We start from the raw sequence: 19,367 nt of genomic DNA on the forward strand, positions 1-19,367 counted from the left end.
GCGTCCTCCTCACATCCGGAGGTCGACCCCGCCCCGGCTGGGGACGTGGCTGACCTCGTGGATCGAACGGTCCCCGCGGGAGCGGGAGCCGTGGTCGTGGTCGGTGCCGTCCGTGGCATGGCTGTCGTCGCCCATCCGTGAGTGACGCGATCCGTGGTGTTGCTGGGTGTCGAAGCGACCGGTGAAGGCCGCCTGCTGGTCCCGGTTCTCCGGGGTGTCGGCGAGCGACCCGGACTGGGTGCCGCTCGAGGAGGCCACCCCCGGGAGCTCGGCGAGGGTGAGCTTGTGGTCCTTGACGCCGATCAGCTCGAGCGCGCGGGTCAGGTCGCGGGCGGAGAGCGCGAGCGCCTCCCGGGCCTCGCTGCCGGCGGCGAGCCGCACGTGCACGTCGCCGTCGCGCACCGTCAGCACGACGCGGACCTCGCCGAGCGCGCGCGGGTTCAGCTCCAGGGTCACGCGGTGGACGCCCTCGCCGTTGCTGAACAGCTTGGTCACCTCGGGGACGACCTGGCCGGCCACCGCGCGCGAGACAGGTGTCGTGGGCAGGTCCGGCGCCGGTGCGACCTGCGCCGGTCCGGCCACGGCCTGGCTGCCCGTGGGGCCGGCGGGCGCGGGGGCGGCCTCGGCCTGGTGGTCGCCGGGCTGTACGTCGACGGGCTGGGTGTCGGTGGTCTGGGTGTCGGTGGTCTGGTTGTCGGTGGTCTGGGTGCCGGTGGTCTGGGTGCCGGACCGGTTGTCCGCTGCCTGGGTGGCGGCGGCCGGGGCGTCCGCGGACGGGCCGTCGGCCGGCGGGACCACCAGGTCGGCACTGACGCCGTTGCCCGTGCCCGCGTCGCCCGACAGGGCGATGGCCTCCGGTGCCGGGGGCACCGGCACCGTGAGCAGTCCGTCCAGCGCCAACGCGAGGCCGAGCACGGCACCAGCATCGACAGCGGGACCGGCAGTGGCGTCGGCCTCGGGGTCGGTGGTCTCGGTGGCGTCCCCGGAAGGGCTGCCACCGAGAGGGGCCGGGAAGAGCGCGGCGGCGCCGGCCTGGAGACCTGGCCGCAAGCCGGCCAGGAGGTCGGCCAGGAGATCGGCGGGTGCTTCCTGCGCACCCTCCTGACCACCTTCCTGGGCGCCCTCCTGCTCGCCGGGAGCGGTCCCGGTGGTCGCCGGAGCCGTGAGCACCCCGAGCGCGAGCCGGATGGCCACGGAGAAGGCCTCCGCGGCGCCGATCCCCACGGCCGGCGGGTTCCCGAGGACCCCTGCCGGGAGGGCGGAGACCGAGGACTCGACTGCTATCTGGGTCATGCGGTCCTCCCCAACATCGTCATGATGTTGCGTACGTAGTTCTGCGTCTCGGCGTACGGCGGGATCCCGTCGTACTTCATCACCGCACCGGGGCCGGCGTTGTAGCCCGCGAGCGCGAGCTCGGTGCTGCCGAAGCGGTTCTGCAGGTCGCGGAGCATCCGGGCGGCTCCGTCGACGGCCTGGGCCGGGTCCATCGAGTCGGTGACGCCGAGGCCCTTCGCGGTGCCGGGCATCAGCTGCATCAGGCCGCGCGCCCCGGCAGGGCTGACGGCGTCGGGGCGGTAGCCGGACTCCTGCTTGGCCACCGCGGAGAGCAGGGCGGGACTGACGCCGTACCTCGCGCCTGCCTGGTTGAACAGGTCGGCGTACGGCACGCCGGAGACGGTGCCGCCACCCGCGACGCCGGCGGCGGCCACGGGAGCGACTCCCGAGACGGCCGAGTCGGGCAGGATCCGGCGGATCATGTCGGGCGTCTTCGGCACGTCGACGATGCGGATGTCGAGTCCCGTGCGGGGTGCCTCGATCATCTTGCCGTTGCCGACGTAGATCGCGATGTGGTCGGCGCCGTTGTTGCGGCTGGAGTTGTCCCACGCGAGGAGGTCGCCGGGCTTGGCCTCGGCGAGGCTGGCCACGGGCCGCCCCTGGCGGGCCTGGTCCGCGGAGAGACGGGGGAGGTCGAAGCCGAACTTCTGGTAGACCTGCTGGACCAGGCCGGAGCAGTCGACGCCCCGCTCCTTGGAGTTGCCGCCCCAGACGTAGGGGAGGCCGAGGAACTCCTTGGCCTCGTTGACGATGTCGTTGCCGGTGACCGCGCCGGTGCCGGTGCCTGCGGTGCCGAGCGCCTGCGCGAACGCGGTCCCGTTGGCCGCGTCCACCGAGGACGTGCGGACCGGGCTGAGCAGCGCCAGCTGGGACTGCAGCTGCTGGATCCGGGAGGTGACGTCGCCGACGCTCACGATGCCTCCCCGAGCGCACGGGTACGCCGCCACAGCTGGGTGGCGACCTCGTCCTGGACCTTCGCATCGGCACGAAGGGCCTCGGCGCGGGCCTCGTCCAGGCGTCGCTCCTGGAGCATCTCGATCGTGCGCAGGCGGGTGTGGTCGTGCTGCCAGTGGGACTGTGCGGACGCGGCGAGGCCGCCCGCCGACTCGAGCCGGGTGCGGGCGGTCGCGACCGCCTGGCCCAGGGCCAGCATGGTCTGGCGCAGCGCCACGAACTCCAGCGGGGAGGAGGCGTGCTCGCCGGCGAGGCCGGCGAGCCGCGACTCGACGGAGGCCAGCTCGATGCGGGAGGTCTCCACCTCGCGCAGGGCGATCTGGAGGCCGGCCAGGCTGTCGCGCTCGCGCACCCGGCGCACCCGGGCCACGGCGTCGAGGGAGTGCACGTCGCGTGCGGTCATCGGTTCACCAGCCCGTGCAGTCGCTCCCACGTGGTGGCGCAGTCGGTCGGGTCGTCCATCGACTGCTGCAGGAACGCCTCGATGCGGGGCATCAGCTCCAGCGCCTGGTCGGCGTTCGGGTCCGCGCCGTTGACGTAGGCGCCGATCTCGACGAGGTCGCGCACCTCCCGGTGGGCGGCGAGCAGCCGGCGCAGCCGACGGGCGTCCTCCTGCTGCTCGCGGGTGGTCACCGCGCCGGTGACCCGCGAGATCGACTCGAGCACGTCGATGGACGGGAAGTGCCCCGAGGTGGCGAGCCGCCGCGAGAGCACCACGTGGCCGTCGAGGATCGAGCGGGCGCTGTCGCCGATCGGATCCTGGAGGTCGTCGCCCTCGACCAGGACGGTGTAGAGCCCGGTGATGCTGCCCTCGGGGCTGGTGCCCGCGCGCTCGAGGAGCCGCGGCAGCAGGGTGAACACGCTGGGCGGGTAGCCGCGCGTGGCCGGGGGCTCGCCCGCCGAGAGGCCGATCTCGCGCTGCGCCATCGCGACCCGGGTCAGGCTGTCCATCATCAGTACGACGTGCGAGCCGCTGTCGCGGAAGAACTCGGCGATGCGGGTCGCCACGAAGGCGCAGCGCAGCCGCTCGACCGGAGGAGCGTCCGAGGTGGCCACCACGACCACCGACCGGGCGAGGCCCTCGGGCCCGAGGTCGTTCTCGATGAACTCCCGCACCTCACGGCCGCGCTCACCGACCAGGGCGATCACCGACACCTCGGCGTCGGTGCCGCGGGCCACCATCGAGAGCAGGCTGGACTTGCCGACGCCGGAGCCGGCCATGATGCCCAGACGCTGGCCGCGGCCGCAGGAGACGAGCGCGTCCAGGGCACGGACCCCGAGCCCGACCTGGTGGTCGATGCGCGGGCGGGCCAGGGCGCCGGGAGCAGCGTGCTCCACCGTGACGCGAGGCAGGGAGTCGAGCGAGGGTCCGCCGTCGATCGGGCGTCCGAGGCCGTCGAGCACCCGTCCCCGGAGAGCGTCGCCGACACCGATCCGCAGCGGTCCGCCGGCAGGGTGCACGGGCGCCCCGATGCTCAGGCCCGAGGTTGAGCCCAGCGGCAGGCACACCAGGCCCGACGGCCCGCTGGCGACGACCTCGGCGAGCACGGGGGAGGCGCCCTCGACCGAGAGCAGGTCGCCGACCGCGGCGTCGAGGCCGGTGACCCGCAGCTGCAGCCCGAGCAGCTCGGAGACCCGGCCCAGGCGTGCGGGGCGGGCCGCGTCCCTGGCGAGGTCGAGCATCGAGGTGGCGAGCAGGCTCATCGCAGCGCCTCCCGCACCCGGGCGACCGCGCGGTCGATGCGCAGGTCGAGGACGTGGTCGTGCAGCTCGACCAGGGCGTCGGCCTGCGCGAGGGTCGCGTCGACCGCGATCGTCACGCCGGCGGGCAGCTCGGCGTCGAGCACGTGGTAGGCCACGGCAGGGCTCAGTCTCACGGTGGCCAGGGCGCCCTCGGGGAGGACGTCCAGCGCGCGGCGTACGACCTCGACGGGGGTCTGCTCCGCGGCCCGCTGGCCCAGCACCTCGGTGGTCACCGCGACGGCGAGGGCGGCGGACTGCTCCTCGAGGCGGTGCACCAGCTCGGCCCGGGCCTGCTCCAGCTTGGTGGCGGCGGCGCGCAGGGCGGCGAGGGCGTTGGCGTGCTCGGCCTCGCGGCGCTCGGAGTCGAGACGGAGCTGCTCCTCCTGCTCGCTGCGGGCGGCCTGCTCGGCGGCCCGGGCCTCGCGGACGCCCTTGGTCCAGCCGACGGCGTACCCCTGTGCCTCCGCGGTCGAGCGGGTGCGCTCGGCCAGGCCGGACAGGGTGTCCTCGGTGACCAGGTCGCCGAAGGTGCTGTTGGACCCCAGCCGGGTCCAGGTGCCGGCACGGAGGTCCGGCGTGCTCGGGGCGTACGCCGATCCGGCCTGGCCGGCGCGCAGCACGCGCGGCTCAGACGACGAAGTCATCGTCGTTCCCGCGGCGCAGCATGATCTGGCCCTGCTCCTCGAGCTCGCGGATCGAGCGGATGATGCCCTGCTGGGCCTCCTCGACCTGGGTGAGCCGGACCGCGCCGAGGATCTCGATCTCGTCGATCAGGTCGGCGGCGGCACGCTGGGAGAGGTTCGTGGTGATCTTGCTGCGCACCGTCTCGGAGACACCCTTCAGGGCGAGCGCCAGGCTGCCGGTGTCGATCGTGCGCATCACCAGCTGCACCGAGCGGTCGTCGAGCTGGACGATGTCCTCGAACATGAACATCCGGCTCCGGACCTCCTCGGCCAGAGCGGCGTCGAGGGCCTCGAGCCCCTCGACGATCTGGCGCTCGGTCGACCGGTCGGAGCGGTTGATGATGTTGACCAGCGGGTCCACGCCACCCACGCGCGACACGTCGGACGGCTGGAGCATCGAGGAGAGCTTGCGCTCCAGGGTGCTCTCGACGGCCTTGATCATCTCGGGGGAGGTGCGGTCCATCACCGCGATGCGGTGCGCGATCTCGGCCTGCTGGTCCGAGGGCAGCCCGGAGAGCAGCAGCGAGGCCTTCTCCGCGGACATGTGCGCCAGCACCAGGGCGATCACCTGCGGGTGCTCGTCGACGATGAAGGAGCGCAGCTGGGCCGGGTCCACCCGCCGCAGGAACTGGAACGGCAGCTGCACGGCCGCGGCGTTGAGCCGGTCCATGATCTCGGAGGCGCGCTCGGGACCGAGGGACTGCTCGAGCAGGTGCTTGGCGTACTCCAGGCCGCCCTGGGCGATGTGCGACCGGGCGGTCATCAGGTCGTGGAACTCGCCCATCACCGCCGAGTTCTCCTCGGGGGTGATCGAGTCCAGGCGGGCGATCTCGGCGCTGACCGCCTCGACCTCGGCCTCGCTGAGCTTGCTCAGCACCAGGGCCGCGCGCTCGCGGCCGAGCTGGATCAGCACGATCGCGGCCTTGCGGACCCCGATGGTGGCAACCGACGGCGTCATCAGCGCTCCACCAGCCATCCGCGTAGCAGGGCCGCGACGTCCTCGGGCTGACTCTCAACGAGGGCGATCAGCTCCGCGCGCATGTCGTCCTCGGGCGAGGACGCACCCTCGAGGCTCAGCAGTGCGCTCGCCGGGCTCTCCAGGGCACGGCCCTCGTCGCGGCGGGCGGCGTCGTTGCGCAGCTGCTCGACGACGTACGTCGTTGCCTCCTGCCGCTTCTTGCTGCGGCGGCGCCCGGTGATCCAGGCGGCGAGGAGCGCGAGCAGCACCATGACGCCCATGGACACGTTGCGAAGCAGCTCCATCCGGCCGGCCTTCTCGGCGGCGGCCGCCTCGGCCTTGACGGCCTTGGCGGCAGCCTCCTCGGCGCTGCGGTCGAAGGGCAGGACCGAGACGCGCACCGTGTCGCCGCGCTTGGGATCGATGCCCAGCGCCGAGGCGATCATCTGCTGGATCTCCTCGGGGTCGTTGCTCGCCGCGGCCTCCTGGTCGAGGGCGACGCCGATGTGCAGGGAGTCGACCGCACCGGGGGCGGCCTCGCGGCGCTCGGTGGTGCTGTTGATCGCGTTGTCCTTGGTCTCGGACTTCTTGGCGTAGCTCGAGCCGGAGCCGTCTCCGCCCGCGGAGGTGTCCATCTGGCCGTCCGGGCCGACCACGCCGGCGGCGGCGGCGGAGCCGGCCGGTCCGGTGTAGTCCTCGGTGTTGGTCGTGGAGGAGAGCTCCAGGCCCTCGGGGTCGGCGGGCGCGTACTTGCGGGACTCGGTGACGGTCTTGTCGAAGTTGAGGTCCGCGGTGGCCTGGACGTTGGAGTTGCCCGGGCCGAGCACGCGGTCCAGCATCGCCTGGACGCGGGCGTTGATCTCGTTCTGGAAGTCGGTGACGTACTGGCTGCGCGTGCTCGCCGCGGCGCCTCCGACCGATCCGTTCGTCGAGAGCAGCTTGCCGGTGGAGTCGGCGACGGTGACCTTCTCCGCGTCCATGCCGTCGATGCTCGCGGCCACCAGGTGCACGACCGACTGGACCTGCTCGTTGCTCAGCGTGGAGCCCGGGCGGGTGCCGACGAGGACCGACGCGGTCGGCGGGTCCTGCTTGTCGGCGAAGACCTGCTTGGCCGGGATGGCGAGGTGGACGACGGCCGACTGGACGCTGTCCATCGCCTCGATCGTCTTGGAGAGCTCGCCCTCCATGGCCCGCTTGAAGTCGGTCTGCTCCTTGAACTGCGAGGTGGAGAGGTCCTGCTCGTCGAGCAGCGAGTAGCCGCCCTTGGACCCGCTCGGCAGGCCCTCGCCGCTGAGCTGGATGCGCGTCTTGTAGACGTCGTTGCGGGGCACCAGCACGCTGTTGCCGCCGTTGCCGAGCTCGTAGTCGATGCCCTGGGCGTCGAGCTGCTCGATCACGGCCGAGGCGTCCTCGGAGGAGAGGTTGCTGAACAGCGGGGCGTAGTCGGGCTGGGAGACCCAGCGGAACACCATCACCGCGGCAAGGAGCAGGGCCCCGGTCCCGAGGAGGGCGACCACCTTCTGCGCGGCGGTGAAGCCGGAGAAGGTCTGCTGGTACCCGGAGAACTTCTGCAGCACTCGATCCTTCATCACACCGGCATCCGCATGATCTCGTTGAACGCCTCGAGGGCCTTGTTGCGCACAGCGACCGTCAGCTGCGTGGTCACCGCAGCCTCGGTGGCGGCGATCGTGTAGTTGTGGATCGCCTGGAGGTCACCGGTCGCGGCCTTGACGGCCAGCTGGTCACTGGTGGCCTGGACCGACTCCAGCCGGTCGATGCCGTCGAGCACCAGCTCCCCGAACTCGCCGGAACCCTTGACGGAGCTGCTGGCGGCAGCTCCCTTGACGCCGCTGCCGGCGTCGAGGGTGGGGGTGGCGAGCGGGGTGAACCCGATGGACTCGATCCCGGAGACACTCATCAGGCACGTCCGATCGACAGGGCGGACTGGTAGGTCTCCTGGGCGTCCTTGGTGACCTGGACCGAGGCCTGGAAGCCGCGCTGGGCCATCACCAGCTGGCTCATCTGGCTGGCCATGTCGACCTCGGGTGTCCGCACGTAGCCCTGCTCGTCGGCCAGCGGGTGGTCCGGGGCGTACTCCAGGCGACCGGCCGGGTCACCCTCGACGATGCCGCCCACCTGGACGCCGCCGCCCTGGCGGGCCTCGGCGATCACGGACTGCGCCGTGAAGGCGTCCTCACTGGTCGGCTTGACCGTGTTCACGTTGGCGATGTTGTTGGCGAGCGTGTCCAGCCAGGTCTGGTGCATGCCCAGGCTGGAGCTGGCGATCCGCAGCACGTCGAAGGCGCCCATCACATGCCGCCGAGGGAGTCGCGGATGCGGGTGAACCGGTCGTTCACGGCGCGGGAGAGCATCTGGTACTGGTACTGCGTCTGGACCGCGGCGAGGGTCTCCTTGCGCAGGTCCACGTTGTTGCCGTTGGCGCCCACGGGGGTGTCGGTCGGGTTCGTCTCGACGCTCACGCCACCGCTGGAGCTCGCGGTGATCTTGCCGCCCTCGACCGCCTGTCGCAGGGAGGTCTCGAAGTCGACGCTGGTCGCCCGGAACCCGGGGGTGTCGACGTTGGAGATGTTGTCGGCGGTCACCTTCTGGCGCAGGGTGACGCCCTCGAGGGCGACTCCGAGCACACGGCTCACAGCGTCGGATACGGCCAAGGACACGACATGCCTCCGGAGATGGCGATGGGGCGCCGGTCCTTCGGCAGTGGCGAGCAATCCGTGCTCGCTGGTTCTTTCGGCCGGACTAGGCCGGGGTTAAGGAGAAAATCCGATATTGGGGCCAAATGTCCCTAATATCGCGGATTTGCCACTCAGCCGGTCACGTTGACGTAGCGCGGCGCCGCGTCGTTCGGGTCCGCGAGGGTCTCCACGTAGGTGCGGTGCAGCGTGGTGCTCCGCATCGCGCGGAGCACGCGCTCCAGCATCGCCGTCTGCCGGCGGTGGATCTCCATCGCTCGCGGGAGCAGGTGCGGCGGCATCGGGCCGGAGGGGGACGGCGCGACCCAGTCCGGGTGCTCCATCGGCTTCATCGCCTTGAGCAGCCGCTCGACCCTGATCACCTCGAGGTCGAGGCGGTCGAGCTCGACCTCCCACTCCAGGGCCACGTCGTGGCGCTCGTCGCGTGCCATCGCGCTCATCGTGCTCACGCCGTCCTGGCCAGCGAGAGCGCTGCCTGGCGCCAGGTCTCCGCGACCTGGACGACGATCTGCTCGCACTGCGCGGTCACCTCGGCGTCGCGGCGGATGTTGGCCACGACGAGCTGCTGGTAGAGGTAGTCGTAGAGCGCCGCTAGCTCGACGCCGCCCTTGAACCCGGCAGGGTCGAGGCTGGTGCGCAGCTCGCTGACGATCGCCTGCGCGTGCAGGAGCTGGTCGTGGGCGGCCTGGTGGTTCTGTGCGACCTGGGCGGTGTGCGCGCGCTGCACGTCGAGCACCAGCCGGTCGCAGAGCATCAGCAGGAGCCTGCTGGGGTCTGCCGTCGCCACCGATGCATCCATGTATGCGGCGCGTGCGTTGGTCATCATCATCATCTTCGTGCCCTCCTTGGCTTCTACGATGATCCGGTCATGGAGCTGATCTGTCCCGCGAGCCAGCTGGACTGGCTGGTCATCTGGCTCAGCGCCGTCTCCAGGGCGGTGAACTGACGGGTCAGGGTGGTGCGCCGCAGCTCCAGGCGGGTGTCCCAGTTGTCGATGCTGTCGTTGAGCCGCCCGATCGCGGAGTTGCGGCCGGTGATCGCGGTCGTGATGGTGCCGGTGTACTTGTCGCTCGCCTTCTCCGCGATGGTCGCGATCCGGGCCGCGAACCCGTCACCGGAGTCACTGGTGAACGCGCCGGCGACCCGTGCGGGGTCAGCGGCGTACGCCGTGGCGAACTTGGTGGCGTCGAGGACGAGCTTGCCGTAGCGGTCGGTCTGCAGGCCGATCTCGGCCATCGAGGTCCCGTCGCCGGGGTAGACCGAGTTGAGCAGCTGGGTCCGCAGCTCCCGCAGACCGGTGTCGCCGGCGAGCGGCGCGGTGGTCTTGCTCGTGGGGTTGTACGCCGTCAGCGAGTCGATCTGGGTCAGGATCGCGTTCACCCCGTCGACCAGCGACTTGACGTTGTCCTTGACCTTGTTGCTGTCCCGCGCCACGGACACCTCGACGGAGGTGCCGACGGCGGCGCTGGAGACGGTGAGGTCCACGCCCGGGACGACTCCGGTGAAGGTGTTGGTGGGGGAGTGGATCGTGTCGGCGCCCATGGTGATGGCGGCGTCGCGGCCGGCGGTGACGCTCGCCCCGCCGAGCAGGTCCGAGCCGTCGGCGTTGGTCAGGGTGAAGCCTGCGGCGGCGCCGGTCCTGCTGGCGCTGACGACCAGGCGGAAGCTGCCGTCGTCGAGCTTGACCTTGGCGGCGGTGACGCCGGTGCCGGAGCCGTTGAGGGCGTTGACCAGGCCGTCCAGGGTGCCGTCGCCGGTCTCGAGGCTCTGGGTGACTCCACCGGAGGTGAGCTGGACGGTGGTGCCACCGGAGACGACCGTGGTGCTCGCGGCGGACGTGGTCGCGAAGGTCAGCCGGTGGGCTGCGGCCGTCGCGTCGACGGTGAAGGCGAAGCTGCCGACCGCCGTGCCCCCGGTGGTGCTCACGGCCACGCCGGTGCTCGAGGAGGTGGCGGTGAGGGCGTTCCACCCGGTGCCGGCGGCCAGGTCCTTGGCCTGCGTCATCAGGGCGGCGGCCTTGGTGTTGATCGACTGGAGCTGGGCGACCTTGCTCTGCTCCGCCGTCAGGGTGGTCCGGAGCCGGGTCTGGGGGGCGGACTCCAGCTGCATCAGCTGGTCGATGATCGTGGCGGTGTCGAGCCCGCTCGAGAGTCCGCTGATCGATGCGGTGGCCATCTGACGTCCCCTCCCTGGCTGGTCGTTGCTTTTAGGTGGAACAGCTCCGGCGAGGGGGTCTCGCCCCCTCGCCGGAGCTGCTGGTACTGCCTGTGCTGATCAGACGGTGGTCGATCAGCGGAGCAGGCTGAGCACGCTCTGCGGGGCCTGGTTGGCCTGAGCGAGCATCGCGGTGCCGGCCTGCGACAGGATCTGGGAGCGGGTGAAGTTCACCATCTCCGAGGCCATGTCGGTGTCGCGGATCCGGCTCTCCGAGGCGGACAGGTTCTCGATCGCAACGTTCACGTTGTTGATCGTGTGCTCGAACCGGTTCTGCACAGCACCCAGGGCGGCACGCTGTGTGGAGACCTCGGTGACGGCCGCCTTCAGCGTGTTGCTGTCGGTGATGTCGATCGCAGCCATCGCGGTGGCCGTCGAGAAGTCGGCCAGGGCGGTGGCGGAGATCTCGATCGTGTCCCCGCTGTCGTAGCCGACCTGGAACGCCAGCGCGCCGCCGGAGAAGAGCTCCACCCCGTTGAACTTGGTGTTGTCCTTGATCCGGCCGATCTCGGTGCTGAGTGCGTCGAACTCCGCCGAGAGGGCGGCCTGCGACTCGGTGTTCTGCGTGCCGTTCGCGTACTGGACGGACAGGTCGTTCATCCGCTGCAGCATCGAGTGGACCTCGGTGAGGGCACCTTCAGCGGTCTGCGCGACGGAGATACCGTCCTGGGCGTTCCGCACGCCCACCTTGAGCCCGCCGACCTGCGAGCGCAGGCCCTCGGAGATCGCGAGGCCGGCGGCGTCGTCGGCAGCGCGGTTGATGCGGAATCCGCTGGACAGCTTCTCCAGCGACTTGGACATCTGGCCCTGCGTCACCGACAGGTTGCGGTAGCTGTTGAAGGCGTCGATGTTCTGGTTGATGCGAAGACTCATGATGGTTTCCTTCCTGGATGTTGAGTCGTGGTGCCGGTCCCCGTCCTTGGGTTCCGTGGCTGTCTCATCGGCGTGGCCGCCGACCTCCTGAGATGTTTTTACAGAAGTTTTCTCACGCGGTCTCGTCGAGCGAGACCGGGTGTGCGTGGGCCCCGATCGCGAGGCTGCCGCCGGCGGCGTGCCGGGCGGCGACCGCGGAGTAGTAGCTCTCGCGGCGGCGAGCTGCGCAGCCCGTCGCCCGGCCGGTCTCGGCGACCTGCTCGGGCGCGAGGGCGCGTTCCATCGCCCCGCGGAGCAGGACGAGCGCCTCGGCGCGGATCTGGGAGACGCGGGACTCGCTCACCCCGAGCTCGGCGGCGATCTCGGCCATCGGGCGCTCGACGAGGAAGTACTGCTCCACCACGGTGCGCAGCCGCTCCGGCAGCTCGGCGACGGCCTCGACCATGTAGGTGAGCTGTTCGCGGTTCTCCACGACCTGCTCGGGGGTCTCGCCGGCCGTGGGCAGCAGGTGCTCGAGGTCGGACTGCTCGGAGCCCTGGATCGAGAGGACCTGGGCCCGCGCGATGTCGTCCTGGTTGCGGGCGATCTCGTCGGCGGTCAGGCCGACGGCGGCGGCGACCTCCTGGGCGCTCGGCATCCGGCCCAGGGACGTGGCGAGGTGGGTACGGGTCTCGTCGAGGGTGCGGGCCCGGCGGCGTACCGAGCGGGAGGCCCAGTCGACGCTGCGCAGCTCGTCGAGCACGGCGCCGCGGATCCGGGTGGTGGCGTAGCTGGCGAAGGGAACGCCCCGGCTGGCGTCGTACGCACGCTGGGCCTGGACCAGCGCCATCATGCCGGCGGAGGTGAGGTCGTCGCGGTTGACGTGGCCCGGCACCCGGCCCATGGTCTCGCGCACCACGTGGGCGACGAGGGGCAGATGCGCGGTGATCATCTCGTCGGCCGACGAGACGGCGGGGGACTGGAGTGCGTTGGTCACGAGACGTACCTTCTTGCGCTCTATGTCCCTTCTGGTGGGTTTCTTGGGATAAATCGGGCGAGTCGCGAGATTCGGGACGTATGTCCCTAGTAGGCATAGCTAGGTGGGACTACTCGGGGTTCCGCGGCGGCCAGCGAAACAGGTCCACCTTGTAGACCAGCTCGTGCCGATCGCGCCCGAATTTCTTGCTCGTTCTGCTCACACCGGGCCGCTCGCCGCCGATGAGAGGGACATCGCCGTCCTGGGGCCGACCTGGGGACGTGCGCACCCGGACGAGGAGAAGAGGACCAGTGGACAAGCTGTCGCAGATCCTGTGGCGCGAGCGTGAGCTCCTCGACTCGTTGCTGTTCAAGCTCGAGATGGAGCAGCTGGTGCTCGCGAGCGGTCGTACGCGCTGGCTGTCCCGGGCCGCCAAGGAGGTCGCCCTGGTGCTGGAGATGCTGCGGGAGACCGAGATCCTGCGGGCGGTCGCGGCCGACGAGGCCGCCGACTCGATCGGGTTGTCCAGCAACCCGAGCCTGCGCGCCCTCGCGGAGGCGGTCGACGAGCCGTGGCGCTCCATCCTGCTCGACCACAAGGACTCCTTCGAGAAGGTCAGCCGCGAGATCACGGCGATGGCCGAGACCAACCGCGACCTGCTCACCACCGGCCTGCGCTCCGCGCGCGAGGCGCTGCTGAGCCTCGAGCGCGTCGCCCAGGGCTACTCGCCCGACGGAGCGGCCGTGATGACCGAGACCGTCCCGCGACTGGTCGACAGGAGCCTGTAGCGGTGTCCGGCGGCTTCTCCTCCCTCAACACGGCCCTGTCGGCGCTGCGGTACAACCGCGTCGCCATGGACGTCGCGGGCGGCAACATCGCCAACGTCTCCACCGAGGGATACGCCCGGCGCCGCGTGGAGGCGGCTGCCATCGGAGGGCCGACCCAGCCGGCCATGTGGTCGCGCTACGACGGTGCCGGCGACGGCGTGCAGGTCTCCGGGGTGACCCGGATGACCGACGAGCTGCTCAACGTGCGCGGTCGCCGTGAGCACGGGAACCAGGCCTACCTCGACGTCCGCACGGCCAGCCTCGAGCGGATCGAGGACGGCCTCGGCGAGCCCGGCGACGCGGGGATCGCCGCCTCGCTGGCCGAGCTGCGCGACGCCTGGTCCGAGCTCGCCAAGAGCCCGACCAGCGAGTCCGCCCGGGCACAGGTCCTCTCCAGCGCACGCAACGTCCTCGACGCCATCCGGGTCCAGGCGCGCCACGTCGAGACCGAGGCCGGGGACCAGCGGGTCCGCCTGCTCGGCGACGTGGGCGAGGCCAACACCGTGGCTCGGGGCCTCGCCGACACCAACCGGGCGATCGCGGCCGGCACCATGAACGGCTCCGACGTGGGCGTGCTGCTCGACAAGCGCGACCAGCTCACGATGCGGCTCGCGGAGCTCACCGGCGCCAAGGCCACCGTGCGGGCCGACGGCGGCGCGGACGTGACGGTCAACGGCGTACCCCTCGTGACCGGCAGCCGGGCAGGCAGCCTCACCGTCGCCGGCGGAGTCACGCCGACGGGGGACAGCGACGGTGCCCCGGTCTCCTTCGCCGTCGTGGACGCGTCCGGCACCACGGCGGTCCCGGCCGGGATCGGCGGCGAGCTCGGCGGCCTCACCGACCTGCTCACCACCACCCTGCCCGGCTACCTGACCGGGCTCTCCGCCGTGGCCAAGGACCTGGCCGACGGCATCAACACCCGCCACCAGGCGGGGTACGACGCTGCCGGCGACCCGGGCCTCGCGGTGTTCTCCTACGACCCGGCCGACGTCCTCGGCACCCTCGCGGTGAGCCTCACCGACCCCCGGCTCGTGGCCGCCTCCTCGGTCCCCGGGGGCGGCACCGACACCGGGAACGCCGACCTGCTCGCCACCGCACCCGGGGTGGAGGGGGCTTACCAGCGGCTCGTCAACGGGCTCGGCACCGAGGTGATCGAGACGCGGCGGCGTGCCGCCAACCAGCAGGTCCTGACCGGCCAGGTCGACAGCGCACGGGAGCAGCTTGCCGGCGTCGACCTCGATGAGGAGATGGTGAACATGATCGCGGCCCAGCGGGCCTACGAGGCGGCCGCCCGGGTGATGACCACGGTCGACTCCGTGCTCGACACCTTGATCAACCGGACCGGGTTGCTGCGCTGATGGCCATCACTCGCGTCACCCAGAGCATGCTGACCCGCAACTCGCTGGAGTCGCTGCAGGCCAACATGTCCCGGATGGGCCGGCTCCAGGAGCAGCTGTCCACCGGCCGCGTGCTGAACCGGCCCTCGGACTCGCCGAGCGGGACCACCACGGCGATGCGGCTGCGCGACGACCTCGCGGCGGCCCGCCAGTACCAGCGCAACGCCCAGGACGGCGCCGCCTGGCTGGGGACCATCGACCACACGATGACCTCGGTGACCGACCAGACCCGGGAGGCGCGCAACCTCGCGCTCCAGGGCGCCAACGCGGGCGCCGTGGGCCAGTCCGCCCGCGATGCCCTCGCCACGACGGTCGACGAGCTGCGCAAGAACCTGCTGGCCGCGGCCAACACCACCTACCTCGGTCGCCCGGTCTTCGGTGGCATCACCGCCGGCGACAAGGCGTACGACGCCTCCGGCACCTTCGTGGGCACGCCCGGGGCCGTCAACCGGACCATCGCCGACGGGGTGCAGGTCCGGGTCGACACCGATGCCGACGCCGTGTTCGGCCCGGCCGGCGACAACGTCTTCGACCACCTCACCGCGCTCTCGACCGCGCTGCGGGACGGCGACCAGGCCGGCATCCAGGCAGGCATCACCAACCTCAACGCCGACCTCGACCGGTTGAACACGGCCCACGCCGGGGTCGGCACGCGCGCCAAGCAGGTCGATGCCGCCACCCAGACCTCCGCGGACCTCGAGCTGCGCCTGAGGAGCTCGCTCTCCGAGGTCGAGAACGCCGACCTTCCCAAGGTCATGGTGGAGCTGCAGCTGCAGGAGACCGCCTACCAGGCTGCCCTCGCGGCCACGGCCCGCGTGATGCAGCCGAGCCTCCTGGACTTCTTGCGATGACCATCGACTACGCGCCCCCGGTCACTGACGAGGTCACCGACCTCGACAGGACCGCCCACTCACCAGGGAGTCACATGTCCGACGTACCGCTGATCGAGCTCGTGCAGCCGATGCCGGGCTTCCCCGCCCTGCGCCGCTTTGCGCTGGTGCAGCTCGACGACGACGGGCTGCTCTGCGCCCTCCGCTCGATCGAGGAGCCCGAGCTGCGCTTCCTGGTGATGCCGCCGGCGGCCTTCTTCCCCGACTACGTGCCCGAGGTCGACGAGGACACGGTCCGTGAGCTCGGCATCGCCGGCCCGGAGGACGTCCTCGTGCTGGTGGTGGTCAACGCCGGCGCCTCGCTGTCCGACTCGACCGCCAACCTCGCGGCACCCCTGCTGGTGAACACCTCGACCAGGCGGGCCCAGCAGGTCGTCCTCGACGATCCCGGCCTCTCGCTGACCACGCCGCTGAGCGCCGCTTGAGCCACGTGCCTGCCGTGGAGTCCTTCGGCAGGTAGCGTGGGCGCATGCTGGTTGTGAGCCGTCGCGTAGGTGAGAGCGTCGCCATCGGAGACGATGTCGTCGTCACCGTCCTCGAGGTGCGCGGCGACGTGGTGCGCGTGGGGATCGCCGCCCCACGGTCGGTGGCGGTGCACCGCGCGGAGCTGCTGGCGCAGTTGGAGAGCACCAACCAGGACGCCGCCTCACCCAGCGACGAGACGGTGGAGTCGCTCAGCGAGGCGATCCGCCGCCAGCGCGGTCTCTGACCCGCTTTCTGCGCAGGGCCGGTGCCGCTCAGCTGCCCGTGTGCGGACCCACGCCGAGCCGTGCCGCCAGCAGGGCGGCCTGCGTACGGCGCTGCACCCCGAGCTTGGCGAGCAGCCGGGTGACGTGGTTGCGCACGGTCTTCTCGACCAGGTAGAGCCGGTCGGCGATCTGCTGGTTGGTCAGCCCCTCGCCGATCAGGGCCAGGATCTTGTGCTCCTGGGGCGTGAGCAGCTGCAACGCGTCCGCCGCGTCTGAGGCCTCCGGCGCGCGCTGCCGGCGGGTCGCCAGGCGTACGGCGACGGCCGGGTCGATCAGGGTGCGGCCCTCGGCGATGGCGCACACCGCCGCCGTGAGCTGCTCGGCGTGGAGGTTCGTGAACAGGTACCCGTCGGCACCTCCCCGCAGGGCTGCGTCCAGCAGCTCGTCCTTGTCGGCGCGGCTCAGCACCAGCACGCGCATCGGCGGGTGCCGCTCCTTGAGCTCGGGCAGCCGCTCGAGCAGGGACACCCCGTCCTCCCGGATGCCCACCACGGCCACGTGCGGGCGGGCGGCCGCCACCAGGGAGATCGCCTGCTCCGGGCTCCCGGTCTCGCCGACGACGTGCAGGGCCTCGCTGTCGGAGAGCACCGACCGGACCCCGAGGCGGAAGATCTCGTTCTCGTCGAGGAGGAAGACTCGATGGGGCCCCGATGAGTGCACGCTCCGTTGTATCCGCAAAGGGGGACGGCGCGGAACAAAACGCGGGAATTGGCGCCTCGGGGCGCGCCTGGCGTCCACGTGCTGAGAGCGCCGGGCCCGGGTCGCGCTCGCGCCGCCCGGCGTCCGCGGCAGCGAGGTGGGCACCCGCTCGTCATGCGAACAGTGCCAGAATGAGTGGGTGAGCGATCTGATCGACACCACCGAGATGTACCTCCGCACGATCTACGAGCTCGTCGAGGAGGGCATCGTGCCCCTGCGCGCCCGGATCGCCGAGCGGCTGCACCAGAGCGGGCCCACGGTGAGCCAGACGGTCGCCCGGATGGAGCGCGACGGCCTCTTGACCGTCGAGGGTGACCGGCACCTCCAGCTGACCGAGAAGGGCAACGGCCTCGCCACCCGGGTGATGCGCAAGCACCGCCTCGCGGAGCGCCTGCTGACCGACGTGATCGGCCTGGACTGGGAGCTGGTCCACGAGGAGGCGTGCCGCTGGGAGCACGTGATGAGCGAGACCGTCGAGCGCCGCCTGCTCGAGCTGCTCGACCACCCCACGGAGTCGCCCTACGGCAATCCGATCCCCGGGCTGGCCGAGCTGGGCCAGAGCGGCGAGGGCGAGCACTTCCGCGACGGGGTCGAACCGTTGAGCTCCGTGGTCGGCCCGGAGTCGCGGCGGGTGCGGGTACGCCGGATCAGCGAGGAGATGCAGAAGGACGAGGTGCTGATGGGCGCCCTGCGCCGTGCGGGTGCGATCCCGGGCGCCGTGATCGCCGCTGTCTCCACCCCCGAGGGCGTGCTGCTGGGCAGCTCAGGCGAGACGACCGAGATCGTGACCGAGGCGGCCGAGCACATCTTCGTGACGCCCTCCTGAGGGCTCTGCGTCGCCGGCACTGAGCGACCAGGCGGTGAGCCACTCGCTGCAGCCGGCCTCGATCTTCACGGTGGCCAGCGGGTCCCCGCGGGTCGGGCCACGGTTCACGATCACGACGGGAACGCCGGCCTTGGCGGCGTACCGCACGAAGCGGAGGCCGGACATCACCGTCAGCGACGAGCCCGCGACCAGCAGGGCATCGGCCGACTCGAGCGCGGTGTAGCAGCGCTGGACCCGGTCCTTGGGCACGTTCTCGCCGAAGAAGACCACGTGGGGCTTGAGCCGGCCGCCGCAGCCCGAGCAGCCGGGGACGACGAACGCGTGCGTGTCGTCGAGCTCGACGTCTCCGTCCGGTCGGGACAGGACTTCTGAGTGCCGCTGCAGCCAGCCGGGGTTGGCCTCGCTCAGCAGTCGCTGCATCGCCGTACGGTGCGTGCGGCCGCGGCAGTCCAGGCAGACGACCTCGCTGATCCGGCCGTGTAGGGCGACCATCTGCTGGCTGCCGGCGCGTTCGTGGAGGCCGTCGACGTTCTGGGTGATCAGGAAGGACACGCGTCCGGCGGCCTCGAGCCGGGCCAGCGCGTGGTGGCCCTCGTTGGGCTCGGCCTCGCCCATCCGGGACCAGCCGACGTGGGCGCGGGCCCAGTAGCGGCGCTGGTTGTCCGGGGTGGCGACGAACTCCTGGTAGGTCATCGGCATCCGCACCGGCGCCCCCGGGCCCCGGTAGTCGGGGATGCCCGAGTCGGTGGAGAGACCGGCGCCGGTGAGCACGACGACGCGCCCGCCGAGCAGCGTGCCGACCGGATCAGCCACGCGCGTAGCGCACCTCGGCCCGAGCGCGGGCCTTGGCCGCCTCCTCCTCGCGGTTCTTCGGCGGCGCACTGGTGCTCAGGCTCTCCAGCAGCCGCCGCGTCGCCGCCTCGACCTCCGCGACAGCGTGGTCGAACGCATGCTGGTTGGCCTGCGACGGCTTGGTGGACCCACTGATCTTCCGGACGTACTGCACCGCAGCAGCGTGCACCTCGTCCCGCGTCGCCGGCGGCTCGAAGTTGTGCAGGGTGCGGATGTTGCGGCACATGATTCGAGTCTAGGCGCCCCCTCCCGACCGGTCGAGCAGTTCCGCAGCGCCCCCGGTGGTCGAGCAGCGAGCGTCAGCGAGCGGACAGTCGAGACCCCACCGGGTGAGCCGAGAGCCAGACGTACGACGGCAGATGCTCCGTGCTCGCAGACGTACGCCGGGGCGCGCAACCCCAAGGTGGTCGAGCAGCGAGCGAAGCGAGCGGCTAGTCGAGACCACGTCAGGTGAGCCGAGAGCCAGACGTACGACGGCAGATGCTCCGTGCTCGCAGACGTACGCCGGTGCGCGCGACCACTAGGTGGTCGAGCAGCGAGCGAAGCGAGCGGCCAGTCGAGACCACGTGAGGCGAGCCGAGAGCCGGACGTACGACGGCAGATGCTCCGTGCTCGCAGACGTACGCCGAGGCACGCGACCACAAGGTGGTCGAGCAGCGAGCGAAGCGAGCGGATAGTCGAGACCACGTCAGGTGAGC

24 protein-coding genes are annotated in these 19,367 nt (G+C 71.4%); 6 read left to right on the forward strand and 18 right to left on the reverse strand.

The annotated features are described in order from the left end of the window. Nucleotides 1–9: 9 nt before the first annotated feature. From AC4BGC_RS02780 to AC4BGC_RS02850, 15 genes are all read right to left on the reverse strand, one after another. Nucleotides 10–1,293 (reverse strand): flagellar hook-length control protein FliK, encoded by a 1,284-nt coding sequence (locus tag AC4BGC_RS02780; protein WP_490554207.1) that lies wholly within the window; start codon nt 1,291–1,293, stop codon nt 10–12. After that, nucleotides 1,290–2,249, reverse strand: a complete 960-nt coding sequence (locus tag AC4BGC_RS02785; RefSeq protein WP_490554209.1) for a transglycosylase SLT domain-containing protein — start codon at nt 2,247–2,249, stop codon at nt 1,290–1,292. The genes AC4BGC_RS02780 and AC4BGC_RS02785 overlap by 4 nt, the downstream gene beginning before the upstream one ends. Next, on the reverse strand, nt 2,246–2,692 hold the full coding sequence (locus AC4BGC_RS02790; protein WP_490554210.1) for a flagellar export protein FliJ: 447 nt from the start codon (nt 2,690–2,692) through the stop codon (nt 2,246–2,248). Before AC4BGC_RS02790 ends, AC4BGC_RS02785 begins: the two co-directional genes overlap by 4 nt. Continuing rightward, the gene (locus AC4BGC_RS02795) at nt 2,689–3,993 is read right to left on the reverse strand and encodes a FliI/YscN family ATPase (protein WP_490546252.1); all 1,305 of its coding nucleotides are present in this window, start codon (nt 3,991–3,993) and stop codon (nt 2,689–2,691) included. The genes AC4BGC_RS02790 and AC4BGC_RS02795 overlap by 4 nt, the downstream gene beginning before the upstream one ends. After that, entirely contained in the window at nt 3,990–4,676 is a 687-nt protein-coding gene (locus tag AC4BGC_RS02800) for a FliH/SctL family protein (RefSeq protein ID WP_490554212.1), read from the reverse strand. The genes AC4BGC_RS02795 and AC4BGC_RS02800 overlap by 4 nt, the downstream gene beginning before the upstream one ends. Then, nucleotides 4,660–5,673 (reverse strand): flagellar motor switch protein FliG, encoded by a 1,014-nt coding sequence (fliG, locus tag AC4BGC_RS02805; protein WP_490546250.1) that lies wholly within the window; start codon nt 5,671–5,673, stop codon nt 4,660–4,662. The genes AC4BGC_RS02800 and fliG overlap by 17 nt, the downstream gene beginning before the upstream one ends. Next, a complete protein-coding gene (gene fliF / locus AC4BGC_RS02810) occupies nt 5,673–7,262 on the reverse strand; it encodes a flagellar basal-body MS-ring/collar protein FliF (protein WP_490546249.1) in 1,590 nt (529 codons plus the stop codon). Before fliF ends, fliG begins: the two co-directional genes overlap by 1 nt. Beyond that, on the reverse strand, nt 7,262–7,591 hold the full coding sequence (fliE, locus tag AC4BGC_RS02815) for a flagellar hook-basal body complex protein FliE (RefSeq protein ID WP_490554214.1): 330 nt from the start codon (nt 7,589–7,591) through the stop codon (nt 7,262–7,264). Before fliE ends, fliF begins: the two co-directional genes overlap by 1 nt. Next, nucleotides 7,591–7,983, reverse strand: a complete 393-nt coding sequence (locus tag AC4BGC_RS02820) for a flagellar basal body rod protein FlgC (protein ID WP_490546247.1) — start codon at nt 7,981–7,983, stop codon at nt 7,591–7,593. Before AC4BGC_RS02820 ends, fliE begins: the two co-directional genes overlap by 1 nt. Beyond that, nucleotides 7,983–8,351, reverse strand: a complete 369-nt coding sequence (gene flgB / locus AC4BGC_RS02825) for a flagellar basal body rod protein FlgB (RefSeq protein WP_490546246.1) — start codon at nt 8,349–8,351, stop codon at nt 7,983–7,985. Before flgB ends, AC4BGC_RS02820 begins: the two co-directional genes overlap by 1 nt. A gap of 149 nt (nt 8,352–8,500) precedes the next feature. Continuing rightward, nucleotides 8,501–8,836 (reverse strand): hypothetical protein, encoded by a 336-nt coding sequence (locus tag AC4BGC_RS02830; RefSeq protein WP_490546245.1) that lies wholly within the window; start codon nt 8,834–8,836, stop codon nt 8,501–8,503. Then, complete coding sequence (fliS, locus tag AC4BGC_RS02835; protein ID WP_490554215.1) at nt 8,833–9,219, reverse strand: flagellar export chaperone FliS; 387 nt, start codon at nt 9,217–9,219, stop codon at nt 8,833–8,835. Before fliS ends, AC4BGC_RS02830 begins: the two co-directional genes overlap by 4 nt. Nucleotides 9,220–9,239: 20 nt before the next feature. After that, on the reverse strand, nt 9,240–10,562 hold the full coding sequence (gene fliD / locus AC4BGC_RS02840) for a flagellar filament capping protein FliD (protein WP_490554216.1): 1,323 nt from the start codon (nt 10,560–10,562) through the stop codon (nt 9,240–9,242). Nucleotides 10,563–10,676: 114 nt separating this feature from the next. Beyond that, nucleotides 10,677–11,474 (reverse strand): flagellin N-terminal helical domain-containing protein, encoded by a 798-nt coding sequence (locus AC4BGC_RS02845; RefSeq protein ID WP_490546242.1) that lies wholly within the window; start codon nt 11,472–11,474, stop codon nt 10,677–10,679. A gap of 112 nt (nt 11,475–11,586) precedes the next feature. Further along, nucleotides 11,587–12,450 carry a sigma-70 family RNA polymerase sigma factor gene (locus tag AC4BGC_RS02850; RefSeq protein ID WP_490546241.1) on the reverse strand — a complete coding sequence of 288 codons (864 nt, stop codon included), beginning with the start codon at nt 12,448–12,450 and terminating at the stop codon, nt 11,587–11,589. Between the two features lie 290 nt (nt 12,451–12,740). Here AC4BGC_RS02850 and AC4BGC_RS02855 point away from each other — a divergent pair, with 290 nt between their 5' ends. The 5 genes from AC4BGC_RS02855 to csrA are packed head-to-tail and all read left to right on the forward strand — an operon-like array spanning nt 12,741 to nt 16,252. Beyond that, nucleotides 12,741–13,217 carry a flagellar protein FlgN gene (locus AC4BGC_RS02855; protein ID WP_490546240.1) on the forward strand — a complete coding sequence of 159 codons (477 nt, stop codon included), beginning with the start codon at nt 12,741–12,743 and terminating at the stop codon, nt 13,215–13,217. A gap of 2 nt (nt 13,218–13,219) precedes the next feature. Continuing rightward, nucleotides 13,220–14,614, forward strand: a complete 1,395-nt coding sequence (gene flgK, locus AC4BGC_RS02860) for a flagellar hook-associated protein FlgK (RefSeq protein WP_490554218.1) — start codon at nt 13,220–13,222, stop codon at nt 14,612–14,614. Beyond that, a complete protein-coding gene (gene flgL / locus AC4BGC_RS02865) occupies nt 14,614–15,504 on the forward strand; it encodes a flagellar hook-associated protein FlgL (protein WP_490546238.1) in 891 nt (296 codons plus the stop codon). Before flgK ends, flgL begins: the two co-directional genes overlap by 1 nt. Next, on the forward strand, nt 15,501–15,968 hold the full coding sequence (gene fliW / locus AC4BGC_RS02870) for a flagellar assembly protein FliW (protein ID WP_490554220.1): 468 nt from the start codon (nt 15,501–15,503) through the stop codon (nt 15,966–15,968). The genes flgL and fliW overlap by 4 nt, the downstream gene beginning before the upstream one ends. Nucleotides 15,969–16,012: 44 nt before the next feature. Further along, on the forward strand, nt 16,013–16,252 hold the full coding sequence (csrA, locus tag AC4BGC_RS02875; protein ID WP_490546236.1) for a carbon storage regulator CsrA: 240 nt from the start codon (nt 16,013–16,015) through the stop codon (nt 16,250–16,252). Between the two features lie 28 nt (nt 16,253–16,280). On the opposite strand, the gene AC4BGC_RS02880 is transcribed toward csrA, so the two are convergent. Then, nucleotides 16,281–16,952: a LuxR C-terminal-related transcriptional regulator gene (locus AC4BGC_RS02880; protein ID WP_490554221.1), complete on the reverse strand. Its 672-nt coding sequence runs from the start codon at nt 16,950–16,952 to the stop codon at nt 16,281–16,283. Nucleotides 16,953–17,130: 178 nt separating this feature from the next. On the opposite strand from AC4BGC_RS02880, the gene AC4BGC_RS02885 reads away from it, so the two are divergent. Further along, complete coding sequence (locus tag AC4BGC_RS02885; RefSeq protein ID WP_490546234.1) at nt 17,131–17,817, forward strand: iron-dependent transcriptional repressor DtxR; 687 nt, start codon at nt 17,131–17,133, stop codon at nt 17,815–17,817. Here AC4BGC_RS02885 and AC4BGC_RS02890 read toward each other — a convergent pair. Both AC4BGC_RS02890 and AC4BGC_RS02895 read right to left on the reverse strand, forming a co-directional pair. Continuing rightward, nucleotides 17,755–18,630 carry an NAD-dependent protein deacetylase gene (locus AC4BGC_RS02890; protein WP_490554222.1) on the reverse strand — a complete coding sequence of 292 codons (876 nt, stop codon included), beginning with the start codon at nt 18,628–18,630 and terminating at the stop codon, nt 17,755–17,757. The genes AC4BGC_RS02885 and AC4BGC_RS02890 overlap by 63 nt on opposite strands. Further along, nucleotides 18,623–18,895, reverse strand: coding sequence for a DUF2277 domain-containing protein (locus AC4BGC_RS02895; RefSeq protein ID WP_490546232.1), 273 nt, complete (start codon nt 18,893–18,895; stop codon nt 18,623–18,625). The genes AC4BGC_RS02890 and AC4BGC_RS02895 overlap by 8 nt, the downstream gene beginning before the upstream one ends. Between the last annotated feature and the right edge of the window lie 472 nt (nt 18,896–19,367).

The organism is Nocardioides sp. Z38_18 (genome assembly GCF_058215695.1).

What these genes read in the sequence shown, in the direction of transcription:
- AC4BGC_RS02780 (WP_490554207.1), bottom strand. Translation starts at nt 1,293, where the DNA reads ATGACCCAGATAGCAGTCGAGTCCTCGGTCTCCGCCCTCCCGGCAGGG.
- AC4BGC_RS02790 (WP_490554210.1), bottom strand. Translation starts at nt 2,692, where the DNA reads ATGACCGCACGCGACGTGCACTCCCTCGACGCCGTGGCCCGGGTGCGC.
- AC4BGC_RS02795 (WP_490546252.1), bottom strand. Translation starts at nt 3,993, where the DNA reads ATGAGCCTGCTCGCCACCTCGATGCTCGACCTCGCCAGGGACGCGGCC.
- AC4BGC_RS02800 (WP_490554212.1), bottom strand. Translation starts at nt 4,676, where the DNA reads ATGACTTCGTCGTCTGAGCCGCGCGTGCTGCGCGCCGGCCAGGCCGGA.
- fliG (WP_490546250.1), bottom strand. Translation starts at nt 5,673, where the DNA reads ATGACGCCGTCGGTTGCCACCATCGGGGTCCGCAAGGCCGCGATCGTG.
- fliF (WP_490546249.1), bottom strand. Translation starts at nt 7,262, where the DNA reads ATGAAGGATCGAGTGCTGCAGAAGTTCTCCGGGTACCAGCAGACCTTC.
- fliE (WP_490554214.1), bottom strand. Translation starts at nt 7,591, where the DNA reads ATGAGTGTCTCCGGGATCGAGTCCATCGGGTTCACCCCGCTCGCCACC.
- AC4BGC_RS02820 (WP_490546247.1), bottom strand. Translation starts at nt 7,983, where the DNA reads ATGGGCGCCTTCGACGTGCTGCGGATCGCCAGCTCCAGCCTGGGCATG.
- fliS (WP_490554215.1), bottom strand. Translation starts at nt 9,219, where the DNA reads ATGATGATGATGACCAACGCACGCGCCGCATACATGGATGCATCGGTG.
- fliD (WP_490554216.1), bottom strand. Translation starts at nt 10,562, where the DNA reads ATGGCCACCGCATCGATCAGCGGACTCTCGAGCGGGCTCGACACCGCC.
- AC4BGC_RS02845 (WP_490546242.1), bottom strand. Translation starts at nt 11,474, where the DNA reads ATGAGTCTTCGCATCAACCAGAACATCGACGCCTTCAACAGCTACCGC.
- flgL (WP_490546238.1), top strand. Translation starts at nt 14,614, where the DNA reads ATGGCCATCACTCGCGTCACCCAGAGCATGCTGACCCGCAACTCGCTG.
- fliW (WP_490554220.1), top strand. Translation starts at nt 15,501, where the DNA reads ATGACCATCGACTACGCGCCCCCGGTCACTGACGAGGTCACCGACCTC.
- csrA (WP_490546236.1), top strand. Translation starts at nt 16,013, where the DNA reads ATGCTGGTTGTGAGCCGTCGCGTAGGTGAGAGCGTCGCCATCGGAGAC.
- AC4BGC_RS02895 (WP_490546232.1), bottom strand. Translation starts at nt 18,895, where the DNA reads ATGTGCCGCAACATCCGCACCCTGCACAACTTCGAGCCGCCGGCGACG.